Source organism: Nocardioides aestuarii, assembly GCF_039527245.1.
Lineage (GTDB): Bacteria > Actinomycetota > Actinomycetes > Propionibacteriales > Nocardioidaceae > Nocardioides > Nocardioides aestuarii.
Genome location: NZ_BAAAJT010000002.1, coordinates 1915296 through 1933968, shown reverse-complemented (window position 1 = coordinate 1933968; position 18673 = coordinate 1915296). Strand labels below are relative to the sequence as shown.

Below are 18673 nucleotides of genomic sequence, written 5' to 3'. Positions count from 1 at the left end.
GGGGCTACAGTTCCACATGATGGGACCTGACGGAAGGTCCGACACCGATCGAAGGGCAGGCAGTGACCGAGCCGGCAGTTGAGGCAGCAGCACCCGCACGTGGCACCCAGGCGCTCGACCGCGCCGCGGAGCTGGTCGCGGAGGTGGTGCACGCCGACGAGCCGCTGACCTTCAGCCACCTGCAGGAGAGCTCCGGCCTGGCCAAGTCGACCGCCTCGCGCATGCTCTCGGCCCTCGAGCGGGCCGGACTTCTCGAGCGCACCGACGAGGGCGGCGGCTACGTCGCGGGCCGGCTCTTCTGGCTCTACGCCGCGCGCCACGACCCGTGGGAGGAGGTCGTCCGGCTCGCGCAGCCGACGATGGACCTCATCGGCGAGGAGACCCGCGAGACCGTCCACCTCAGCGTGGTGCGCGGCGACCGGGTCACCCAGGTCGCGCAGGTCGACACGACCTACCTGCTCGGCACCCGCGACTGGACCGAGGTCGACGTCCCGGCCCACTGCTCGGCGCTGGGCAAGGTGTTCTACGCGTGGGGAGAGCTCGACCTGCCGACCACGCGGCTCGACACCTACACCGACGTCACCATCACCGACCCCGCCGTCCTGCTGCGCGACCTGCGCGCCGCGCGGGACCGCGGCTGGACGGTCACCGAGGACGAGCTCGAGGTCGGGCTCACGGGAGTCGCCGTGCCGGTGCACGGCGCCCGAGGACACGTCGTGGCCGCACTGGGGGTCTCCGGGCCCTCGCCACGGCTGGAGGGCCGGCTCGAGGAGCTCGGTCGCAATCTGTCGGACCACGCCGCGCAGCTGTCCGCGCTGCTGCGGGGTACCACCCAGGAGGAGGGTGTGGCATGACGCCGGAGGAGATCCTGCAGGGCCTCTACGACGAGACCCTGGTCGGCAACGCACCGCGCGTGCTCGAGCTGACCGAGGAAGGGCTGAGCGCCGGGATGGAGCCGCAGACGCTGCTCTTCGACGCGCTGATCCCGTCACTGGAGGAGGTCGGCGCGCGCTTCGAGCGCGGCGACTTCTTCGTCCCGGAGATGCTGATCGCCGGTCGCGCGATGGCCGGGGCGATGGAGCGGCTGCGACCGCTGCTCGCCGAGACCGGCGTCGCCACGATCGGCAAGTTCCTGATGGGGACGGTCAAGGGCGACGTCCACGACATCGGGAAGAACCTGGTCAACATCATGCTCGAGGGCGCCGGCTTCGAGGTCATCGACCTCGGCGTCCAGGTCGCGCCCGAGAAGTTCGTCGCCGCCATCGAGGAGCACCAGCCCGACGTCGTCGGGATGTCGGCCTTCCTCACCACGACGATGCCGATGTTCAAGGCCAACATGAACGCGCTCGAGAAGGCCGGGCTCCGCGACCGCGTCATCGTCATGGTCGGTGGCGCCCCCGTCACCCAGGAGTACGCCGACGCGGTCGGCGCCGACGGCTATGCCGCCGACGCCTCCGCCACGGTCAAGCGCGCGAAGGCGCTGCTCGACGAGCGCCGGAAGGTCCCCGCCTGATGGCCTACGAAGGAGAGCCGCTCCACACCGTCCTCCGGTCGGCGACCAAGGAGGTCGTGCTCGGCCACGACCAGCGCTTCTGCCTGATCGGCGAGCGGATCAACCCGACCGGGCGCCGGATCTTCCAGGAGGCCCTGCGCGCCGGCGACTTCTCGGCGATCGAGAAGGACGTGAAGGCCCAGGTCGAGGGCGGCGCCGACGTCCTCGACGTCAACATGGGCGTCCCGCTGACCGACGAGCCCGACCTGCTGGCGAAGGCGATCCGGATGGTGCAGGAGCTCACCGACCTGCCGATCTGCATCGACTCCTCGGTCGTCGAGGCGCTCGAGGCCGGTCTCGCGGCCTACGAGGGGCGGGCGCTGGTCAACTCGGTCACCGCCGAGGACGACCGGCTCGCCGCGATCCTCCCGCTGGTCAAGAAGTACGACGCCGCGATCATCGCGCTCCCCAACGACCACGACGAGATCCCGATGGAGGCCGACAAGCGGCTCGACCTCACCGGGAAGATCATCCGGGTGGCGACGGAGGACTACGGCATCGCCGTCGCCGACATCGTCATCGACCCGCTGGCGATGCCGATCGGCGCCGACACCGGCACCTCGCTGGTCACCTGGGAGACGATGCGCCGCATCCGCGACGAGTTCGGGGTCAACATGACCTGTGGCGCGTCCAACACCTCCTTCGGCATGCCCGACCGCCACACCCTCAACTCGGTCTGGCTGCCGATGGCGATGACCCAGGGCCTGACCAGCGCGATCATGGACGCCCGCACGCCCCAGATCGTGGATGCGGTCAAGGCGGCCGACGTCTTCATGAACCACGACGACTGGGGCATGGCCTGGATCTCGGCCCACCGGGCGAAGGCGGCCGCCGCCACGGCGCCATGACGCGGAGGTGACGGGCCGTGGCTGAGCTCCCGGAGGTCGATCTCGACGCACTCCGGCGCGAGGGCCTGCTGCCCACGCCGGAGGGCGAGGGCACCCAGCACGACGGCACGGGACGCGTCGACATCGCGTTCACCGTCGACGCGGGGCCCGAAGCGCCGCCGACGAAGCGGAGCGTCCGGGTCCCGCCCGGGGTCACCGTGTTCGACTCCGCGTCGTGGAACGGCATCGCGATCGACTCGACCTGCGGGGGTCACGGCACCTGCCACAAGTGCAAGGTGCGGGTCGAAGGGCAGTCGCCGATCACGCGCCACGACGTCCGGACCTTCACCCCCGACCAGATCGCCGAGGGCTGGCGGCTGGCCTGCCTGGTCAAGGCGACGCGCGACCTCCAGGTCGACGTACCGCCGCTGACCACGCGCCCGAAGGCAGCGACCGTCGGCGTCGGGCGGCAGGTGATCCTGCGGCCCGCCGTGCAGAAGCGCTACGTCGAGCTCGATGAGCCGACCCTGGCCGACCAGCGCTCCGACCTGGTCCGTCTCACCGACGCCATCACCGACCTCGAGCTGACCGCCGACCTCTCCGTCCTCCGCCGGCTGGCGACCGTCCTGCGGCAGGCCGACTTCAAGGTCACCGCGGTGGTCGTCGACGAGGCGCTCGTCGACGTCGAACCGGGCGACACCACCGACGTGCGCCACGCGATCGCGTTCGACCTCGGCACCACCACCGTCGTGGCCACCCTGCTCGACCTCGCCACGGGGACGCCGGTGGCCGTGGCCTCGATGCTCAACAAGCAGCAGCCCTTCGGGGCCGACGTCATCACTCGGATCAGCGCGACGATGATGGACGAGGGGATGCTCGACAAGCTCCGGGCGGCGGCCGGCGACACCCTGTCCGACCTCGCCGACCAGGTCTGCCGCGAGGGCAGGGTCGACCCCCGGACCGTCTACGAGGTCGCGGTCGCCGGCAACGCGACGATGACGGCGCTCGCCCTCGGCATCGACCCCGAGCCGCTCGGTGTCGCGCCGTTCGTCATGTCGACCGCCCACCCGCCGACGGTCCTGGCCAGCGACGTCGGCCTCGACCTCCACCCGCGCGCCCGCGCCGTGCTGTTCCCCGCGCTCGGCGCCTACGTCGGCGGCGACATCGTCGCGGGGATGCTCGCGACGGGGATGGATCGCGACAAGCGCACCCGGCTCTTCATCGACGTCGGCACCAACTGCGAGATCGTGCTCAGCGACGGCGACACCATCGTCTCGACGGCCGCCCCCGCCGGCCCCGCGTTCGAGGGCGGCGCGATCCGCTGCGGCATGCGCGCCGCGGACGGCGCCATCGAGACGGTGGGGCTGGACGGGGCGTCCGGCGACGTGGCGCTCGGCGTCATCGGCGACGTCGAGCCCCGTGGGCTCTGCGGCTCCGGCCTGGTCGACGTCGTCTCCGAGCTGGTCCGCGTCGGGCTCCTCGACGCCACCGGCCGGTTCGTCCCCGACGAGGACGCCGCGACGGCCCTGCCCGCCCTCGCCGACCGGCTGACCCGGGTCGGCGAGGAGCGCGTGTTCGTCCTCCACCAGCCCTCCCCCGACAGCCCGCCGGAGGAGTCGGTCTATCTCTCCCAGCGCGACGTGCGCGAGCTCCAGTTCGCCAAGGCGGCGATCTCGACCGGCTGGTCGCTGCTGCTCTCCGAGCTCGGGCTCGAGCAGCGCGACGTCCAGCAGGTCCTGCTGGCGGGCTCCTTCGGCAGCTATCTCTCTCCCGCGGCCGCCGTGCGCATCGGGCTCGTGCCGAAGCTCCCCGTGCTCCGCATCGTCGCGGCCGGCAACGTCGCCGGCGAGGGGGCGAAAATGGCCCTGTTGTCGGTGCGTGAGCGCGCCGGCGCGGCCGCGCTGCTGGAGGAGGTGACCTATGTCGAGCTCTCCGACCGTCCCGACTTCAACGACCGCTTCGTCGAGCAGCTCGGGTTCAGCACCTGAGCGGACCGCCCTCATCGCCTGCGGTGCGATCGCCCAACCGGCCGCCGGCGTCGTCGCGCGCCACGACCTGCCTGTCGACGTCCACCCGCTCCCGCCGCTGCTGCACAACCAGCCCCACCTGATCGCCGGGGAGGTACGCCGCCTCGCGGCCGAGCTCGCCCCGGCGTACGACCGCGTGGTGGTCGGCTACGCCGACTGCGGGACCTACGGCGCCCTCGACGTCCTCTGCGAGGAGCTCGGGCTGGCGCGGCTGCCCGGGCTGCACTGCTACGACCTCTACGCCGGCCCCTCCCGGATCGAGAAGCTCCTCGCCGACCAGCCGGGCACCTACCTGCTCACCGACTTCCTGGTCCGCTCCTTCGAGCGCACGGTGATCCGCGAGCTCGGCCTCGACCGCCACCCCGAGCTGCGCGACGACTACTTCCGCCACTACACCCGGGTCGTCTGGCTGGCCCAGGAGCCCGACGACGAGCTCCACGCGCTCGCGCAGGCCGCCGCCGACCGGATCGGCCTCCCCCTCACCGTCGTCGAGACCGGCGACGCCCGCCTGGCCCACGCCATCAGGTCGAGCTGCCAGTAGCTCAACCCCGGAGGCGGTCGAGCTGTTCGGTGCGCCAGGCCTCGGTGGCGGGGATCTGGTTGAAGGTGAAGACGTGGAGGCCCTCGACGAGGGCGCCGGGCTCGGCGAGCGTGGGTGCGCACTGCTCGAGGAACCGCTGGCCGGTGAAGCCGCCGGGGGCGGCGAGCCGCGCGAAGGTGCCCTTGTGCTTGTTGAGGAACCGGGTGGACTCCCCGACGCCGATCCGGGTCGCCATCGCGAGCAGCTTGGTCCGGTCGACGGGACCGGGGATGCCGAGCAGCAGCGGCATCGTGATGCCACGCCCGCGCATCCGGTGGACCCAGGCGCGGATGACGTCGGGGTCGAAGGTCAGGTTGCTGACGATGTGGGTCGCGTGGCGGCGCTTGTCCCACATCGACTGGACCGTGAGGTCGTCGGGGATGGTGGGGTGCGACTCGGGGTAGCCGGTGATGCCGACGTGGTCGAAGGGGCTGCCGACGTGCTGGAGGTCCTCGAGCAGGGCGAGCGCGTCGGGGTAGTCGCCGACCGCCTCCGCGTCGCCGCCCGGGATGAAGATCCGGGTGATGCCCTTGCCGGTCAGCCGCTCGGCGATCTCGGCGAGCTCGGCCCGGTCGCGGACCATCCGCGCGGCGAGGTGGGGCACGACAGGATAGCCGTGCCCGGCCAGGCGTTCTGCCAGCTCGAAGGTCGCCTCCAGCCCCTTCGACGGGGATGCGGTGACGGTGATCTCCCGGTCGCGCGGGACGTGCTCGAGCAGGGTGTCCTCCGCGGACGCGGTGGGCAGCACCTCGTAGCGCGCGTGCTCCAGGAGCCGGACGAGGGTGGCACGGGTGGCCGACTTGTTGCGCATGAAGGAACTCGTTTCGTGATGCGCACCGAACAGCGCTGAGCCTACTGCGGGATCCGGTGCGGCACCAGCAGCCACGACAGCAGTCCTCCGAGGCCGAGCAGGGCCGCGCAGGCCGCCACCGCGAGGGGATACGCCGCCGCGAGCGCCGACGGGTCGGCATAGTCCTGGCCGGAGAGCCCGACGGCGGGCGGCAGTGCCGCGACCGCGAGGAGAGTCCCGGTCCGGGCGACCGCGTTGTTGACCCCGCTGGCCGTGCCCGCGAGCCGGTCGGGGGCGGCCGCGAGGACCGTCGCGGTGAGCGGCGCCACGGTGCAGGACAGACCGAGACCGAAGAGCGTGATGCCCGGCAGCACGCCGGTCCAGTAGACGGTGTCCGCATCGACCGACAGCAGGAGCAGGAGTGCGCAGCCCATCGCCAGCGGGCCGACGGTCATCGGGATCCGCGGACCGATCGTCCCGGCGAGCCGGCCGGTCCGGCGCGAGAGCAGGAGCATGCAGATCGTCAGCGGCAGCGTCGCCATCCCGGCCGCCAGCGGCGACCACCCGGTCACGGTCTGGAGCTGGAGGACGAGGAAGAACAGGACGGCCCCGAGGGCGGCGTACATCAGCAGGGTCATGGCGTTGGCCGCCGCGAACGTCCGGTCGGCGAACAGGTCGAGCGGCAGCATCGGCTCGCGCCCGCGCCGCTCGACCGCGACGAAGAGGATGCCGGAGAGGACCCCCACCGCACCCGCGACGAGCGCGCCACCGCCGCCCTGCACCAGCGCGTAGGTCACGCCGCCCAGCGCCAGCGCCGCGAGGACGGCCCCGGCCACGTCGAAGCGACCGGACGGGTGGGACGAGCGCGACTCGGGGACGTGGCGCTGAGCGAGCCAGAGCGTGAGCAGCGCGATCGGGAGGTTGACCCAGAAGATCAGGCGCCACGACCCCGCGCCGATCAGCAGGCCGCCGAGGAAGGGACCGATGGCGGCCGCGATGCCGCCGAACCCGGTCCAGGCGCCGATCGCGGGCGCCCGCTCCTCGCGGACGAAGGCGCCCTGGATCATCGCGAGGCTGCCCGGGGTCAGCAACCCGCCGCCGACTCCCTGCAGCAACCGGGCGACCACGAGGATCTCTGCGTTGGGCGCCAGCCCGCACAGCAGCGAGGCGAGCGCGAACCAGGCCACGCCGATCACGAAGAGCCGGCGCCGGCCGAAGCGGTCCCCGAGCGAGCCGCCGAGCAGGATCACCGACGCGAGGGTGAGCAGGTAGCCGTTGTTGATCCACTGCAGCTGGGCCAGCGAGGCCTCGAGGTCGGCGCCGATGGTGCGGAGCGCGACGTTGACGACCGTGCCGTCGAGCAGGGTCATCCCGGAGCCGAGCGTCGCCGCCGCGACGACCCAGCGGCCGGTCGCCGTACCCATCCGCACCGGGGAGGCCACCGAAGGAACCACGTGACCCAGACTAGGCTCGCCGCTGTGCCGCGCACCCGAACGACCGAGCAGCGGCTGCGCGAGCACGTCGACCGGCTCGGGGAGGAGCACCCCCCGATCGACCTCGCGACCGTCGACCTGACCGTGGCCGACCCGGCCGCCGTCCGCGACCGCTTCGGCCACGTCCTCGACTACATGGCGCGGGTCGAGCTCGAGGTCGACCGCAACGTCCTCGAGCTCACGACGATGCTGCCCGACCCGCCCGAGGTCGACCGCTACTTCTACGCCGACGTCTGGCAGCCCCAGGAGGTCCGGCACGGCGAGATCCTCGACGCCCTCCAGCAGGAGCTCGGACGGCCCGCCGCGACCCCGGACCTGACGACGGTCTCGGCGAAGCTCCGGGTGCTGGGCGCGCTCGCCCACCTGGCGCCGGTCCAGGACGTCGTGCGGATGCTCTACTACCTGACCGGTCAGGCGACGGAGCGCTCGGCCGTCCTGGCCTACAACCTGCTCCACGACGGGCTGACCGAGATGGGTGAGCACGCCGTCGCGGGCTCGGTCGTCGGCCAGATCAAGCGCCAGGAGCCCGGCCACCACGCCTTCTACTCGCTCTCCGCACGGGGCCTCCACGACCAGCTCGCGCCCTGGCAGCGCTGGCTCGTACGCCGCCTGCGGGCGCTCTCGTTCGCCCCGGTCGGGGTCAACAACCCCGACCAGCTCGCCGACTTCGGCGACGTGATGACGAGCCTGTCCATCACCGACCGGGTCGAGTCGTTCGCCGAGCAGGTCTCCCGGCTCGAGCGCGACCTGCTCTGGGCCCACGCGGAAGGGATGCGCGTCCCGCCCTACGTGCTGCGCGCCTTCGCCGACGCGGCCGGGGCCGCCCGGGCACGCCGGCCGGAGTCGTCCGTTCCCCCTACCGGCACCCGCTGAACGCCCTACGCTCGACGGGCACGTCAGATCCGGGGGGGGTCCTCATGAAGCACGCTGCTGCCCTGCTCACGGGCGTCCTGGTGGTCGCCGTACTCTCCGCGCCCGCGGCCACGGCCGCCACCGGCGCTGCACCCACGGCGCGCAACGACCGCCTGGTGACTTTCGAGGACACGGGGATCACCTACACCGCGCCCGGGGTGCTCTCCAACGACACCGACCCGGAGGGCCGGCGCCTCACCGCCCGGATGGTGCGCAAGCCCCGCCACGGCACGGCCCGGCTCAGCTCCACCGGCCGGCTTGTCTACACCCCCGACCGCAACTGGTCGGGCCGCGACCGCCTCGTCTACGTCGCCCGGGACGCCTCGGGCCGCCGCGACCGGGCCACGGTCGTGCTGGTCGTGAAGGCGGTCAACGACGCCCCGCGGCTGTCGATGGACATCGAGACCCCCGTGCGGGAGTACTCGCCCGGCCGGGTGACGCTGACCGCGCGTGACCCCGAGGGCGACGCGATCACCTACGAGTTCGACTGCAACGGCGACGGCACCTACGAGGTCAGCCAGCCGCAGCGTCGCCACGACTGCGAGTTCGGCGACCAGGGGGTGACGACCGTGCGCGGCCGGGCCGTGGACGCCCACGGCGCGCGCAGCACCGCCCAGCTCGCGGTGAAGGTCACCAACCAGAAGCCGGTCGTGACGCTTCCCGACGACGGTTCGGCCGGCCACGTCGACGAGGAGATCGTGGTCGGCCTCGGCTCCTTCGCCGACCCCGGCCTCGACGACGGGCCGTGGACGGCGACCGTTGACTGGGGCGACGGCAGCCCGGTCGAGGCCATCGGCAGCTTCGCCGGTCCGGGCGACCTCGGGACGCTGACCCACGCCTGGACCATGCCCGCCCTCTACGAGGTAACGGTGTACGTCGCCGAGGCCGGCGGGGCCACCGGCTCCTCGTTCACGTTCGCCAGCGTCATCGACTGAGGTCGGCGGCCTCCACCAGCAGGCGTCGCAGCTGCTCCCACTTGCGCGTGCCGAGCCGCTCGCGCCACTCCTCCTCCACGGCCGCGATGACCTCGTTGCTCGCCGCGACCGCTTCCAGGCCCCGGGAGGTCGGCCGCAGGATCCGCACGCGCCGGTCGGCGGGGTCGCGCACCGACTCCAGGTGACCGAGCCACTCGAGGTCGTTGGCGAACTCGCCCAGCGCCTGCTTGGTCATGCCCACCCGTTCGGCCAGGTCGGTGACGCGCATCCCCTCGGGCGGGGTCAGCGACAGCAGCCGCACCTGCGAGGAGCGGAGGCCCTGGATGGCCTCGGGTCCGCCACCGCCGTCGCGGGCGGCGGTGCGCATGTCGCGCCGGAAGCCGTCGAGTACGCGTCCGAGCAGGGCGACGACGTGGTCCGGGTAGTCCGGGACCATCCCCTTGACGTGAGTCATAAGGCAACCTTACTATCCATAAAGTAGGAAGGTAACCTGATCAAATCCGTGGAGGGGCGATGGGCGCGCTGCCGGCGTACGAGGACCTGCTGGGCGAGCTCGCGCCGCCGGGCCCGGGCGTGCTGGAGCCCGTGCCCTACGCGTTCGGCTCCCCCGCCACCGGCGGTCTCTACCGGCTCCACGGCGACGGCTGGTCGTGGTTCTGCAAGGTGCTCCAGCACGTGCGGCACTGGCCGCTGCTCGCGACGATGCCGCCGCCCATGGCGGAGGAGTTCCGCCAGATGTTCCCGTGGCGCGAGGAGCTCGAGCTGTGGGACCCCGTCTGGACCGCGACCCTGCCGGAGGGACTGCGCGTCCCCGAGCTCCACGGGATCGTCGACCTCGGCGACGATCGTGTGGCCGTGTGGATGGAGGACGTCCGGCAGGCGCCTCCGTCCTGCGACCTTGCCCAGTACGACCGCTCCGCCCGCCTGCTGGGCCGCTGGAACGCCCGGTGCGCCGCACCCTCGCTGGTGGGACGCAATCCCCACCCGCCCAACTTCGGGCTCCACAAGTACGCCCAGAATGCGGTGCCCTTCCGGGGACTGGGTCCGCTGGAGGACGACGACCTCTGGGCCCACCCGTGGCTCGCCGACAGTGCCGACCTGCGGGAGGACCTACGTGGCCTCGGACGCGAGCTCCCGGCCATGCTCGACCGACTCGACCGTCACCGGCTCTGCATCCCGCACGGTGACGCCAGCCCCCAGAACCTGCTGGTCCCCGCCGAGGACCCCGACACCTTCGTGGTGATCGACCTCTCGTTCCGCGCCCCGCACGCCCTCGGCTTCGACCTCGGCCAGCTGCTCGTCGGCCTCACCCACGCCGGCCAGGTGCCGGCCGCGATGCTGCCGGAGATCGCGGCCCGGATCGTCCCGGCCTACCTCGACGGCCTCGCCGCCGAGGGCGTGACCAGGCGCGACGACGAGGTCCGCGACGCCTTCGCGACCAGCGTGATGATCCGCAGCGGCTTCGACGGGCTGCCGCTGGACACCATCGGCAGCGACGAGCCCGGGGCGCGCCACGCCTTCGACGAGCGGCTGGCGATGACCCGCTTCCTCGTCGACCACTACCTCGCCTCCCAGGAGGGACGATGACCACCACCACCCTCCCGCCGACGGCGACCGGATCGCGGGTCGGTCCCCACGCGCGGATGTTCGGCGTCGCGCTCGTGCTCGGACCGGTCCTCATGCTCGCCTCGAACCTGCTCTGGGCGTTGATGGACGCCGGCGGCAGCGGCGACGAGACGACGGCCGGCGACCTCGCGCTCGCCGCCGCCGACCCGGGCCTCTACCTGGGCACGACCCTCGCCGCCGCATTCGCGTGTCTGCTGCTGGTCCCGGCGGCGCTCGCGGTGCCGAGCGTCGCGACCGGTTCGCCGAGGATCGCTGCGCTCGGCAGCTGGCTGATGGCGGGGAGCTACACCTGCTACTTCGCCTTCGCCCACCAGGGGTTCCTGACGCTCTCGGTCGCCGAGCGGGGTGACGGGACGGCGTCGTACGCCGCGGCCGTGGACGCCGCCCTCGCGGAGCCCCACCTGGTCTGGTTCACGGTGCTGCTGATCGCCGGCAACCTGCTGGGTCCCGTCCTCCTCGGGGTCGCGCTGCTGCGCACCGCCTCGGTGCCCCGCTGGGCCGGCATCGCGCTGATCGCCTGGGTCCCGGTGCACGTCGGCGGTCGGGCGAGCGGGACGGAGTGGCTGTCGGTGGTCGCGACGTTCGGACTGGTGGCGGCCTTCGTCGCCGTCGCCCGGCGGGTGGTCAGCCCAGCGACACGCTGACGCTCCAGATCTTCCCGAAGAGCTGGTCGGAGGCCTTGCCCGTCGGTGACCGGTTGCCGGCGGTGGCCTTGCCGACGGGGGTGACCGAGCCGAGGGCGAACAGCCGGGAGGTGGTGGTGCCGTCGACGGTGACACCCACCGACCCGCCGGTGCGCCAGCAGGCGAAGGTGTGCTGTCGACCGCCGTCACCGAGGGAGGGCGACCGCGACGTCAGCTTGAGCCGGCCGCCGGTCCCGTTGAACAGGCACTGCGGGACGCCCTTGGCGCTGAGCTGGAGCTTGACCTGGTGGCCGTCGTAGCGCCCGTACTGGAAGACGTTGGGCGTTGAGCTGGCCCGCAGCCGGTCCACGCCCATCACGGCCTCGTAGCGGAAGTCGGAGCCACCGGGCGCCACGAACGGCTCGGCGGTCTGCACCGCCACACCCGGCGCCGCCGTGAACTGCACCGCGGCCGCACCGGAGGTGTCGACGAAGGCCGAGCCGCCCACGATCGAGAACGGTGCGCCGCTGCCCGCTGCGACGAGCTGGTGCGTCGCCGGTGAGTAGGACCACGTGTCGACCACCTGCGGCGCAGCGCCGGCGGCCGGGGCGGCGGCGAGGACCAGGAAGGAGACGGCAGCTGCCGTCCGACGGAGCACCACAGCACCGTAGGCCTCGTGCCGGTCGCGCACCATCGTCGAGATCGGGGAGGTCAGCCCACCGACACGCTGACGCTCCAGATCTTCCCGAAGAGCTGGTCGGAGGCGTCGCCGGTGAGCGACTTGTTGCCCGCGGTCGCACGCCCGGTCGGCACCACCGAGCCGAGGGCGAAGGCCTTCGCGGTGGTCTGGCTGTCGAGGGTGACGCCCACGGTCCCTCCGGACCGCCAGCAGGCGAAGGTGTGCTGCCGGCCGCCGTCGTCGAGGGACGGCGCCCGCGACGTCACCTTGACCCGGCCACCGGTGCCACGGAGCACGCACTGCGCCTTGCCGGTCGCGGTGAGCTGGAGCTTGATCTGCTGGGTCCCGTAGCGGCCGTACTGGAAGACGTTGGCGGACGACCGGGCGCGGACCTCGTCCACGCTCATCACGGCCGAGTAGGTGAAGTCGGCCGACCCGGGCGCGACGAACGTGTCGCTGGTCTGGACGGCGAGCGACGGTGCCCGGCTGAACCGGACCGCCGGGGCCCCGAGGAGCGTCCAGGACGTCCTCCCGCCCGTGATCGAGAACGGGGAACCTCCGTCGGGGACCACGAGCTGCTGGGTGAGCGGCGCGTAGGTCCAGGTCTCCAGCAACGCCGGGTCAGCGCTCGACGCGCCGCCGGTCGCGAGGAGCAGCCCGACGACCACGGCGAGGGTCGTCCAGCGGCGCACGGCCACAACCTAGGCCGCGTGCCGGCACCGCACATCCTCGATTTCGGGGGTGCCGGTCATGTCGGCCATCGCCGGTAGCGTCGCCGGCATGGTGGCGGGAGCACGCGACGGGCGCATCGTGCGACGCGTCGTACGCAGCCGGGCGGCGCCGCTCGAGCGGGAGTGGCCCGCGACGATCCCCGCGGTGGCCCAGGTCCTGGCCGGCGGCCTCGAGCTGCGTCGCGGGGTCACCCTGCTGGTGGGCGAGAACGGCTCCGGCAAGTCGACCCTCGTCGAGGCGCTCGCGATGGCCTACGGGCTCGGGGCCGAGGGCGGCACGGCCAACCTCCGCGTGGGGACGCGTCCCTCCGAGTCGCCGCTCCACGACTGGATCACCCTCGAGCGCTCTCCGGGCGCCCCGCGCTGGGGGTTCTTCCTCCGCGCCGAGACCATGCACGGCTGGTTCACCCGCCTCGAGGCCTTCGACGAGTCCGGCGCCGACTCCGGCCTCCACGAGATGAGCCACGGCGAGTCGTTCCTCGAGGTGCTGCGCACCCGCTTCCGGCAGCCCGGGCTCTACCTCCTCGACGAGCCTGAGGCGGCGCTCTCCTTCAGAGCCCAGGTCGCGCTGGTCTCGGTCCTCCACGAGCTCGGCGACATCGGGGCGCAGGTCGTCTGCGCGACCCACTCACCCCTGCTCGCCGCGCTCCCGGGCGCCACCATCCTCGAGCTCGGCGACCACGGTCTGCGCGAGGTCGCCTGGAGCGAGCTCGACCTGGTCACCCACTGGCGGGCCTACCTCGACGAGCCGATGCGCTACCTGCGCCACGTCCTCGACGACTGACCCAGCCACCGGCGGACGAGCGCCTCGGGGTCGAGGTCGCGGTGCCACCCGTCGGGGAGGCCGGCGCGCCCGAGGGACCTGGCGTTGCCCGGCGCGTCCCACGGGTAGCCGTCGCAGTCGCCGGTCTCGGCGTCGAGGCAGGTGTTGCTGCCCTTCCCTCCCCACGCGGCGTCGGTGCCCTCGCCGCCGTCGAGCACGTCGGCGCGCTCGGCCCCGAGCAGGAAGTCGTCGCCACCGAAGCCCTGGGCGTCCAGGCGGCCGTCGAGCACCTGGACGGCGTCGTCGGCGTCGCTGCCGAGGAAGGTCCACCGTCCCGGGCCCCACAGGATGAACCCGCCGATCCCGGTGAAGCCGGTCGACTGCACGTCCTCGTACGCCGTCGCGGTGAAGGTGCCGGCCGCCGCGTCGACCTCGAAGCCGGGGTCGCGGTCCCGCCAGAGCGACGACGTCTCGAGCTCGAGGTAGTTGTCGTCGTCACCACCGTCGATCACGCCGGTCTCCCCGGCGGTGATGCGTCGCTCGATGTAGTCGAACCCGGCACCGCCCAGCACGGTCGTCGGGGCGGGGCTGGCGGCGATCAGGTAGTCGGCGCCGTCGCCGCCCTCCACCGTGGAGACGCCCCGTGTGCTGATCACGAGGTCGTCGCCCGGCCCGCCGACCAGGACGTCGTCGCCCTGGTAGCCGAGGACAGCGTCCCGGCCACCGCCGCCCGCGACGGAGTCGTCGCCGCGACCGCCGTCGAGGGTCTCCGGTCGCCGCGACCCCGTGATCGCGTCGTCGAATCGGCTGCCAGCCACCTCGAGGCGGCGTACGGCCACGACGGTGTCGTCGCCCTCACCGACCGCGGTCCCGGCCGCCAGGTCCACCGAGACCGGCCGCGCGCTGCCGCGGAAGGTGACGGTGTTGCGCCGCCAGACCGCGATGCGCCCCGTCGGGAGCGGCTGGAAGCCGACGTCGAGGCGGTCGTCGCCGGGGCCACCCTCCAGGAGGTCGCCGAAGACCCGTGTGGACCTGCCGTGATTCTCGTGCAGGTCGCGACCGCCGTAGAGCTGGTCGGCGCCGCGGCCACCGAGGAGGTCGTCGGCCCCACCGTTGCCGCAGACCACGTCGTCGCCGCCACGGCCGTCGATCCGGTCGTCGCCGCCGAGGCCGACGACGACGTCGGGTCCGCGGGTGCCGGTGATCCGGTCGTCGCCGGGGGTTCCGACGATCGTGGCCACCAGGCCGTGGCAGGTCCGCTCGGTGGCGCTGGGGGTCGGGCCGGCTGCGGCCACCCCCGGCGCGAGCAGGGCGGGCAGGAGCAGCCCGGCGGGCAGGGCCTTGCGCAGCATTCGTTCCCCCGTTGGTCGTCGCGATGCTGGCGCGACTCTAGGGCGCGCTCGCGGCCTCCACCGGAGAATCGCGGATCAGGCGCGCAGCATCCGGATGCCGAGGGCGGTGGCGACGAGCACGCCGCCCACGAAGATCGTCGTCACCCACACCCATCCGGGCACCTCGCCCGGCGACCACCACGCCAACAGGGCACCGACGACGAGCAGCAGGAGCCCGGCGCGCAGGGCACCGACGGGGGCGTGCTTGGCCTCGGGGGACGCGTTCATGGCGCGAACCTAGCCGACCCCGCGCAGGGTCAGCCGCGCAGCACCCGCGCCGCGATCCAGGCCAGGTCGGCGGCCGTGGCCTCGGGCGTGGCGCTCGGCTGCATGACGTGGCTGAGCACGACCCGGACGACCATGTCGATGGCGGCCTCGAGGCGGACGTCGTCGAGCCCCAGGTCGTACGGCGCCACGCGCTCGGCGACGACGAGCTTCGCGGCGGCCAGCAGTGACTCGGCGTGGGTGGTGAGGAGCGGGAGCAGCTCGGTGTCGGCGCCGTGGGTGGCGCTGACGACCGCCTTGAGGAGGTCGTTGCCCTGGGCCTGGTCGAGGACGCCCCGGGCCGCCGCCTCGATCGCGGCGACGAGGTCGTCGGGGTGGGCGTCGAACGCGTCGCTGACGACCCCGAGGAAGCGGTCGAGCTCGGCGAGGATCATCGCCTCGGCCAGCGCCTCCTTGCCGCCGACCTCGTTGTAGACGGTCTGCCTGCTGACGCCGACCTCGGCCGCGAGCCGCGCCATCGTCACCTGGGACCAGCCGTGGGCCAGCGTGAGCTCGACCGCGGCGGTGACCAGGCGGTCGCGCAGGCTCGTCATGCGCCCACCCTACGGAGCGGTCAGGCCTCCACCTTGTCGACCGGCACGAAGTCGACCTTCTCGCGCACACCGCAGTCGGGGCAGCACCAGTCGTCGGGGATGTCGGCCCAGGCGGTGCCGGCCGCGAAGCCCTCGTGCTCGTCGCCCGCCTCGACCTCGTAGGTGTAGGAGCAGCCGGGGCAGCGGGCGGCGAGGACCTCGGGTCTGGACCCGCTCCCCCGTTCCTCCGCAGCGGCTCGACCGACCGACGTGCCGACCCCGGCCGCGCCGTACGCCGCGAGGATCCTCTCCCGCTTGCGCGGGCTGATGTTGGCACGGCTGACGTCGCCGTCGAAGTGGGCGACCACCCGCGGGTCCATGACGCGCCGCCAGACGAACGGGACGGCGGCCAGCACGATCATCCCGGCGTAGCCCGTCGGCAGCACCGGGCTCTCCTCGAAGTCGCGCAGCGCCTGGTAGCGGCGGGTGGGGTTGGCGTGGTGGTCGCTGTGGCGCTGGAGGTGGTAGAGCAGGACGTTGGTCGCGATGTTGTTGGAGTTCCAGCTGTGGCTGGGGTCGACCCGCTCGTAGCGCCGGCGCTCGCCGACGCCGACCTTCTGGCGCAGCATCCCGTAGTGCTCCATGTAGTTGACGACCTCGAGCAGCGAGAAGCCGACGACGGCCTGGACGACGAGGAACGGCAGGATCCCGATGCCGAGCCACGCGACGAGCGCGCCCCACAGCACGACCGACATCACCCAGGCGTTGAGGACGTCGTTGCCGAGCCGGAAGGGGTGGTGCTTCCTGCGGGCGTAGCGGCGCTTCTCGATCCGCCACGCGCTCTTCAGCGACCCGAGGACGGTGCGCGGCCAGAACTGGTAGAAGTTCTCGCCCAGCCGCGAGGACGCCGGGTCCTCCGGGGTCGCGACGCGGACGTGGTGGCCACGGTTGTGCTCGATGTAGAAGTGGCCGTAGAACACCTGCGCCAGCGCGATCTTCGACAGCCAGCGCTCGTTGGCCTCCTTCTTGTGCCCGAGCTCGTGGGCGGTGTTGATGCCGATGCCGCCGATGCAGCCGATCGAGACGGCGAGGCCGACCTTGTCGATCGTCGACAGCCCCTCGCCCGCGGCGATCAGCCACATCGCGCCGACGAACCCGGCGTACTGGATCGGCAGGAAGAGGTAGGTGATCCAGCGGTAGTAGCGGTCGTTCTCCAGCGCCTCGATCACGTCGTCGGGCGGGTTGGAGCGGTCGAGGCCGGCGACCAGGTCGATCGCGGGGACGATCACCAGGATCACGATCGGTCCGATCCAGAACCAGACACCCCATCCGGTGAGGCTCCACATCGCGTAGCCGATGAAAGCCAGGCTCGGGACCACCAGCCCGATCAGCCAGAGCTGGCGCTTCTTGTCGCGCCACTGGTCGGTCGAGCCTTGCGGGACCGTGCTGTTCGCCGTCATCGGACCTCCTCGATCGGGGTTTACAACACCGTAGGGAATGTCAAGTCACTTGACAAGAGGCGCATCGATGTCAAGTGCCGGTCGACACTGGCAGGATGGCGGTCATGGGACAGCAGGCGTTCGGCATCGACTTCGGCGGCACCGGCATCAAGGGGGCGCCCGTCGACCTCGACGAGGGCGACTTCGCCGAGGAGCGGGTGCGCATCACCACCCCGCAGCCGGCCACGCCCGACGCGGTCGCCGGCGTCTTCGCCGAGCTGCTGACCCACTTCCCCGACAGCACCGGGCCGGTCGGGGTGACCGTGCCGGGCGTCGTCCGGCACGGCGTGGTCGGCTCGGCCGCCAACATCGACCCCGGCTGGATCGGCACCGACGCCGACGCACTGCTCTCCGAGGCCACCGGCCGGGAGGTCCACGTCGTCAACGACGCCGACGCGGCCGGCCTCGCCGAGGTGGCCTACGGCGCCGCCCGGGGCCAGCGCGGACTGGTCATCGTCACCACCCTCGGCACGGGCATCGGCTCGGCGTTCGTCCACGACGGCGTGCTGGTGCCGAACGCCGAGCTCGGCCACCTCGAGATCGACGGCCGCGACGCCGAGACCCACGCCGCCAACAGCGCCCGCAAGGCCGAGGAGCTGTCCTGGGAGGCGTGGGCCGAGCGGCTCACCCGCTACTACTCGGTGGTCGAGGCGCTCTTCAGCCCCGACCTGTTCGTCGTCGGCGGCGGGGTGTCGAAGGAGCACCAGGAGTTCCTGCCGCTGCTCGACATCCGCACCCCGATCGTGCCCGCCGTCCTGCTCAACCGGGCCGGCGTCGTCGGGGCGGCGCTCAACGCCCACCGGCTCGGCGGGACTCGCTGAGTACGCGGGCGGTCCCCCGCCCGCAGCCCCGCGGGGGAGGGTGGCGCCCATGAGCCTGCGTCGCCGACTCCTCCGCGTCCTTCCGGTCACCCTGCTGGTCGCCCTGGCCCTCTCGATCGCCTCGCTGGACAACGACGACTACTGCGGCACCGTCGGCGAGTGCCTGGGTTCGGCGTTCGACGACGCTGCCGTCATCGGCCTCTCGCTGCTGCTCGGGCCGCTGCTGCTCTGGGCCTTCCGGCTGCCGCGAGTCCTGGCCCACACCGCGGCGCTCGTCGTGGCGCTCGGCTCCCTCTGGTACGCCGCCGGCGAGCTGCGCCTCGCGCTCGTCCCGGGGACCGACTACGACGCACCGATGCCGTGGCCGCTCGCCCTCCTCGTCGGTGCCCTCGCCGCCGGCGCCGCGACGTACGCCGCCGGGCCGGACGGCCGCTGGCAGACCCGGCTCGCGGTGCTGGCCGCCACGCCCCTGCTCGCCACCGGCGCCCACCTCGTCGGCGAGCAGGTGCAGGGCACGGGGGACGCCCCGGTGACCGCCGGGGTCGCTCCGGACCGGGTCGAGTCGGTGCGGGGCGGTTCGTCGTACCCGACCTCAGTGTCGTGAATTCACGATCTGACGACCGTCAG

Annotated in this window: 21 protein-coding genes; 12 read left to right on the top strand and 9 right to left on the bottom strand. The window is 72.7% G+C overall.

Annotation, left to right across the window (positions count from 1 at the left end; translation table 11 throughout):
* Nucleotides 1–62 precede the first annotated feature (62 nt).
* Genes ABD091_RS09870 through ABD091_RS09850 form a run of 5 tightly spaced genes read left to right on the top strand, consistent with a single transcriptional unit; the run spans nucleotide 63 to nucleotide 4947 of the window.
* Nucleotides 63–854, top strand: a complete 792-nt coding sequence (locus tag ABD091_RS09870; protein ID WP_343917883.1) for an IclR family transcriptional regulator — start codon at nucleotides 63–65, stop codon at nucleotides 852–854.
* Entirely contained in the window at nucleotides 851–1513 is a 663-nt protein-coding gene (locus ABD091_RS09865) for a corrinoid protein (protein WP_343917881.1), read from the top strand. Before ABD091_RS09870 ends, ABD091_RS09865 begins: the two co-directional genes overlap by 4 nt.
* The gene (locus ABD091_RS09860; protein WP_343917879.1) at nucleotides 1513–2400 is read left to right on the top strand and encodes a dihydropteroate synthase; all 888 of its coding nucleotides are present in this window, start codon (nucleotides 1513–1515) and stop codon (nucleotides 2398–2400) included. The genes ABD091_RS09865 and ABD091_RS09860 overlap by 1 nt, the downstream gene beginning before the upstream one ends.
* A gap of 17 nt (nucleotides 2401–2417) precedes the next feature.
* Entirely contained in the window at nucleotides 2418–4367 is a 1950-nt protein-coding gene (locus tag ABD091_RS09855) for an ASKHA domain-containing protein (RefSeq protein WP_343917877.1), read from the top strand.
* Entirely contained in the window at nucleotides 4300–4947 is a 648-nt protein-coding gene (locus tag ABD091_RS09850) for a DUF1638 domain-containing protein (RefSeq protein ID WP_343917875.1), read from the top strand. The genes ABD091_RS09855 and ABD091_RS09850 overlap by 68 nt, the downstream gene beginning before the upstream one ends.
* Before the next feature lies 1 nt (nucleotide 4948).
* Here the strand turns inward: ABD091_RS09850 and ABD091_RS09845 are convergent, their stop codons facing one another.
* Complete coding sequence (locus ABD091_RS09845; protein WP_343917873.1) at nucleotides 4949–5797, bottom strand: methylenetetrahydrofolate reductase; 849 nt, start codon at nucleotides 5795–5797, stop codon at nucleotides 4949–4951.
* Nucleotides 5798–5838: 41 nt separating this feature from the next.
* On the bottom strand, nucleotides 5839–7230 hold the full coding sequence (locus ABD091_RS09840) for an MFS transporter (RefSeq protein ID WP_343917871.1): 1392 nt from the start codon (nucleotides 7228–7230) through the stop codon (nucleotides 5839–5841).
* A 24-nt stretch (nucleotides 7231–7254) separates the two neighbouring features.
* On the opposite strand from ABD091_RS09840, the gene ABD091_RS09835 reads away from it, so the two are divergent.
* Nucleotides 7255–8142 (top strand): GTP-binding protein LepA, encoded by an 888-nt coding sequence (locus ABD091_RS09835; protein WP_343917869.1) that lies wholly within the window; start codon nucleotides 7255–7257, stop codon nucleotides 8140–8142.
* Nucleotides 8143–8186: 44 nt separating this feature from the next.
* A complete protein-coding gene (locus ABD091_RS09830; protein ID WP_343917867.1) occupies nucleotides 8187–9116 on the top strand; it encodes an Ig-like domain-containing protein in 930 nt (309 codons plus the stop codon).
* On the opposite strand, the gene ABD091_RS09825 is transcribed toward ABD091_RS09830, so the two are convergent.
* On the bottom strand, nucleotides 9106–9570 hold the full coding sequence (locus ABD091_RS09825; RefSeq protein WP_343917865.1) for a MarR family winged helix-turn-helix transcriptional regulator: 465 nt from the start codon (nucleotides 9568–9570) through the stop codon (nucleotides 9106–9108). The two genes, ABD091_RS09830 and ABD091_RS09825, sit on opposite strands and share 11 nt — an antisense overlap.
* 59 nt (nucleotides 9571–9629) lie before the next feature.
* Between ABD091_RS09825 and ABD091_RS09820 the strand changes: the two genes are divergently transcribed.
* Nucleotides 9630–10703 (top strand): BUD32 family EKC/KEOPS complex subunit, encoded by a 1074-nt coding sequence (locus tag ABD091_RS09820; RefSeq protein WP_343917863.1) that lies wholly within the window; start codon nucleotides 9630–9632, stop codon nucleotides 10701–10703.
* On the top strand, nucleotides 10700–11386 hold the full coding sequence (locus ABD091_RS09815; protein WP_343917861.1) for a hypothetical protein: 687 nt from the start codon (nucleotides 10700–10702) through the stop codon (nucleotides 11384–11386). The genes ABD091_RS09820 and ABD091_RS09815 overlap by 4 nt, the downstream gene beginning before the upstream one ends.
* On the opposite strand, the gene ABD091_RS09810 is transcribed toward ABD091_RS09815, so the two are convergent.
* Both ABD091_RS09810 and ABD091_RS09805 read right to left on the bottom strand, forming a co-directional pair.
* Entirely contained in the window at nucleotides 11367–12023 is a 657-nt protein-coding gene (locus tag ABD091_RS09810; RefSeq protein WP_343917859.1) for a LamG domain-containing protein, read from the bottom strand. The genes ABD091_RS09815 and ABD091_RS09810 overlap by 20 nt on opposite strands.
* 53 nt (nucleotides 12024–12076) lie before the next feature.
* A complete protein-coding gene (locus ABD091_RS09805; protein WP_343917857.1) occupies nucleotides 12077–12736 on the bottom strand; it encodes a hypothetical protein in 660 nt (219 codons plus the stop codon).
* Nucleotides 12737–12794: 58 nt separating this feature from the next.
* On the opposite strand from ABD091_RS09805, the gene ABD091_RS09800 reads away from it, so the two are divergent.
* Entirely contained in the window at nucleotides 12795–13559 is a 765-nt protein-coding gene (locus ABD091_RS09800) for an AAA family ATPase (RefSeq protein ID WP_343917855.1), read from the top strand.
* Here ABD091_RS09800 and ABD091_RS09795 read toward each other — a convergent pair.
* From ABD091_RS09795 to ABD091_RS09780, 4 genes are all read right to left on the bottom strand, one after another.
* Complete coding sequence (locus tag ABD091_RS09795; RefSeq protein ID WP_343917853.1) at nucleotides 13532–14890, bottom strand: calcium-binding protein; 1359 nt, start codon at nucleotides 14888–14890, stop codon at nucleotides 13532–13534. The genes ABD091_RS09800 and ABD091_RS09795 overlap by 28 nt on opposite strands.
* Nucleotides 14891–14965: 75 nt before the next feature.
* A complete protein-coding gene (locus ABD091_RS09790) occupies nucleotides 14966–15157 on the bottom strand; it encodes a hypothetical protein (RefSeq protein ID WP_343917851.1) in 192 nt (63 codons plus the stop codon).
* 29 nt (nucleotides 15158–15186) lie between these two features.
* Nucleotides 15187–15747 carry a TetR/AcrR family transcriptional regulator gene (locus ABD091_RS09785; protein WP_343917849.1) on the bottom strand — a complete coding sequence of 187 codons (561 nt, stop codon included), beginning with the start codon at nucleotides 15745–15747 and terminating at the stop codon, nucleotides 15187–15189.
* A gap of 20 nt (nucleotides 15748–15767) precedes the next feature.
* Nucleotides 15768–17186, bottom strand: coding sequence for a fatty acid desaturase (locus tag ABD091_RS09780; protein WP_343917847.1), 1419 nt, complete (start codon nucleotides 17184–17186; stop codon nucleotides 15768–15770).
* 104 nt (nucleotides 17187–17290) lie between these two features.
* Here ABD091_RS09780 and ppgK point away from each other — a divergent pair, with 104 nt between their 5' ends.
* Nucleotides 17291–18046 carry a polyphosphate--glucose phosphotransferase gene (ppgK, locus tag ABD091_RS09775; RefSeq protein WP_343917845.1) on the top strand — a complete coding sequence of 252 codons (756 nt, stop codon included), beginning with the start codon at nucleotides 17291–17293 and terminating at the stop codon, nucleotides 18044–18046.
* 49 nt (nucleotides 18047–18095) lie between these two features.
* On the top strand, nucleotides 18096–18650 hold the full coding sequence (locus ABD091_RS09770; RefSeq protein WP_343917843.1) for a hypothetical protein: 555 nt from the start codon (nucleotides 18096–18098) through the stop codon (nucleotides 18648–18650).
* The last annotated feature ends 23 nt before the right edge of the window (nucleotides 18651–18673 follow it).

Excerpts from the sequence above, each read along its gene's own strand:
- ABD091_RS09770 (WP_343917843.1), top strand. The coding sequence starts at position 18,096 with ATGAGCCTGCGTCGCCGACTCCTCCGCGTCCTTCCGGTCACCCTGCTG.
- ABD091_RS09800 (WP_343917855.1), top strand. The coding sequence starts at position 12,795 with ATGTCGGCCATCGCCGGTAGCGTCGCCGGCATGGTGGCGGGAGCACGC.
- ABD091_RS09865 (WP_343917881.1), top strand. The coding sequence starts at position 851 with ATGACGCCGGAGGAGATCCTGCAGGGCCTCTACGACGAGACCCTGGTC.
- ABD091_RS09860 (WP_343917879.1), top strand. The coding sequence starts at position 1,513 with ATGGCCTACGAAGGAGAGCCGCTCCACACCGTCCTCCGGTCGGCGACC.
- ppgK (WP_343917845.1), top strand. The coding sequence starts at position 17,291 with ATGGGACAGCAGGCGTTCGGCATCGACTTCGGCGGCACCGGCATCAAG.
- ABD091_RS09795 (WP_343917853.1), bottom strand. The coding sequence starts at position 14,890 with ATGCTGCGCAAGGCCCTGCCCGCCGGGCTGCTCCTGCCCGCCCTGCTC.
- ABD091_RS09820 (WP_343917863.1), top strand. The coding sequence starts at position 9,630 with ATGGGCGCGCTGCCGGCGTACGAGGACCTGCTGGGCGAGCTCGCGCCG.
- ABD091_RS09845 (WP_343917873.1), bottom strand. The coding sequence starts at position 5,797 with ATGCGCAACAAGTCGGCCACCCGTGCCACCCTCGTCCGGCTCCTGGAG.
- ABD091_RS09850 (WP_343917875.1), top strand. The coding sequence starts at position 4,300 with ATGTCGAGCTCTCCGACCGTCCCGACTTCAACGACCGCTTCGTCGAGC.
- ABD091_RS09825 (WP_343917865.1), bottom strand. The coding sequence starts at position 9,570 with ATGACTCACGTCAAGGGGATGGTCCCGGACTACCCGGACCACGTCGTC.
- ABD091_RS09785 (WP_343917849.1), bottom strand. The coding sequence starts at position 15,747 with ATGACGAGCCTGCGCGACCGCCTGGTCACCGCCGCGGTCGAGCTCACG.
- ABD091_RS09790 (WP_343917851.1), bottom strand. The coding sequence starts at position 15,157 with ATGAACGCGTCCCCCGAGGCCAAGCACGCCCCCGTCGGTGCCCTGCGC.
- ABD091_RS09815 (WP_343917861.1), top strand. The coding sequence starts at position 10,700 with ATGACCACCACCACCCTCCCGCCGACGGCGACCGGATCGCGGGTCGGT.
- ABD091_RS09780 (WP_343917847.1), bottom strand. The coding sequence starts at position 17,186 with ATGACGGCGAACAGCACGGTCCCGCAAGGCTCGACCGACCAGTGGCGC.
- ABD091_RS09830 (WP_343917867.1), top strand. The coding sequence starts at position 8,187 with ATGAAGCACGCTGCTGCCCTGCTCACGGGCGTCCTGGTGGTCGCCGTA.